This is a genomic window from Polaromonas sp. (assembly GCF_018780625.1).
Classification (GTDB): Bacteria; Pseudomonadota; Gammaproteobacteria; order Burkholderiales; family Burkholderiaceae_C; genus Polaromonas.
In genome coordinates, this window is the sequence record NZ_JADMJK010000101.1 from 1 (window position 1) to 2,463 (window position 2,463).

1 protein-coding gene and 1 pseudogene are annotated in these 2,463 nt (G+C 61.4%); both read right to left on the reverse strand.

The genetic code is table 11. The features are described from left to right. The coding region (locus IV091_RS09345) for a RelA/SpoT family protein (RefSeq protein ID WP_293467985.1) at positions 1-2,047 on the reverse strand (2,047 nt) is incomplete at its 3' end. 28 nt (positions 2,048-2,075) lie between these two features. Beyond that, a pseudogene (locus IV091_RS09350) lies at positions 2,076-2,463 on the reverse strand (alpha/beta hydrolase); the annotation flags it as partial.

Sequence of the window (2,463 nt, forward strand, 5' to 3'; positions counted from 1 at the left end):
CCGAGCCGTCCGGCGTTTTGGGCGAACTCCATTCGACTTCAATGACGCGGTCCGGACTTCCGCTGGCCATGTTGCGAAAATTGCTGCAATCGCCGCGGTGAATGCTCACCCCCTTGCCCTTGGTCACAAAACCCAAAATCTCGTCAGGCGGTGCAGGCTTGCAGCATTTGGCCAGCTGGGTCAACAGTGAATCAAGGCCGACCACGAGGACACTGCCCTTGCCGCGCTTGCTCGATTTGTCAGGCGGGCGTATTTTTTTAGCCAGCACATAATCGTCCTGGGACAACGCAGGCTCCGGGGGCCTGAGCATGTTTTCAATGGTGCGCAAAGACAACTCGTCTTTGCCCACGACTTCAAACAGGTCGTCCGCAGCCTTGAAGCCCAGCTGAGCCGCCAGGTCGTCCAGTTTTATGGCGGTTTTACCTTCACGCTGAAGCAGTTTTTCAACGGCTTCCCGGCCCTTGGCAACCGTTTGCGCCATGGCCAATGCATTGAACCAGGCACGTACCTTTGATTTTGCACGGTGGCTGGACAGGAAACCGAGTTCGGGATTGAGCCAATCGCGTGAAGGCCCGCCCTCTTTGGCGGTGATCACCTCGACCGTCTGGCCGTTTTGCAGCGGCGTATTGAGCGGCACCATGGCGCCATCAATACGCGCGCCGCGGCAACGGTGTCCCAGGCTGGTGTGCACGCTGTAGGCGAAGTCCACCGTAGTGGCCCCTTGGGGCAACTCCACAATGGCTGCATCCGGCGTCAGCACGTAAATGCGGTCTTCAAACAAGCCCTTGTTGGCTTCGCGCGCGCGCGCCGAGGCAGTACCCGAAAAATCGCGCTCCCACGCCAGCAGTTGACGCAAGACCGCAATCTTGGCATCGTATTCACTGCTGGCCGACACGCCGCTGTAGCCCTTGGTGCCAGCCTCCTTGTAGGCCCAGTGGGCTGCCACGCCGTGCTCGGCGTGATCGTGCATGGCCTGGGTGCGGATCTGGATCTCAACCGCTCTGCCCGCCTCGTCGCGCACCACGGTGTGCAGCGACTGGTAGCCATTTGATTTGGGCTTGGCGATGTAGTCATCAAACTCGCCCTCGATGGGCGTAAAGCGCGAATGCACAAATCCCAAGGCGGCGTAGCAGCCGTTGACGTCGGCGGCGATCACGCGCAGGGCGCGGATGTCAAACACCTGTTCAAAGTCGAGCGACTTGCCGCGCATTTTCTTGACAATGCTGTAGATGTGCTTGGGCCGGCCCTGCACTAGTGCCGCAATGCCGTTATGGTTCAGCTCGCTTTCCAGCTTTGCCCGCAGGGCCTCCATGAACTCTTCGCGTTCGGCGCGTTTTTCGTCGAGCAGTCGGGCTGTTTTCTGGTAAGTCTCGGGTTCAAAAAAGCGGAAGGCCAGGTCTTCCATTTCCCATTTGATCTGCCAGATCCCCAGCCGGTTGGCCAGCGGCGCAAACACATGCAGCGACTCATACGCCAGCGATGCGGGCGCCGTTTGCTTGACAGCAGCGAAGTAGCGCAGGGTCTGCAGGCGGGAAGCCAGCCGCAACATGACCACCCGCAAATCGCGCGAAAACGCCAGCAGCATCTTGCGCACGTTCTCCGTCTGGGCCGCCGCATCGTCGTGCAGTTGCGCGCGAGCGCCCGCACTGCGCGCCTGTCGCTGCACCTGAACCAGCTTGGTTGTTTCCACGGCCAGCGCGGCATAGTTGGCGCCAAAGGCCTTGGCAATCACTTCCTGGGGCTTGTTGAGGTGTTGGCATGCATACACCAGATAGGTGGCGGCCTGCATGGCTTCCGAGCCGCCAATCACTCTCAATATGGCGGCCACTGCATCGGCGTGTGCAAGGATGTTTTCGCCTGTGTCCAGCGTTTCGCTGGCAATCAGCGGCTCGGCAAACGCGCGGGCGCGCAGCAAAGCCTGCGGCTGGTCCGGCAGGCTGTCGGCGGTCGCCGTGACGATGGACGCCGTGTTGCCGTTGGGAGCCGAAAGGGCACCCGCCCCGCCTGCGTTGACCTGGCTGTGGGGCCCCACGCCATGGCTTTTCATAAAAATCCAGTCACATCGTTACCCTGCATCAAGCCAGTAAAAAACCCGCCACGGCGGCGAGTTGGTCTTGCGCGATCAGCGTGGGCGCATGCCCAACACCCTCAAACTCCACCAGCCGGGCCTGCGGGCCGCCCTGCGTCATGGCATGCGCGGTGTCCCGGCTCAGCAAATCCGACTGGGCACCGCGAACCACAAGGGTCGCGGCCGCGATGTTGTCGTAAAGCTGCCAAAGCATCTTTTCGTCCCGCTGCGCCGACCCTTCGGTCGCCAGATTGAAAGGCACTGCAATGGCCGGATCGTAATGCAGCCGAAACTTGCTGTCGGCCGCAGCCGACACCGGCCTGACCATGGGCCGCGACAACGCCAGCCATTGCGCCGGGGTGTGCGGGCCAAAGCTCTCGGAAATCACCCACATG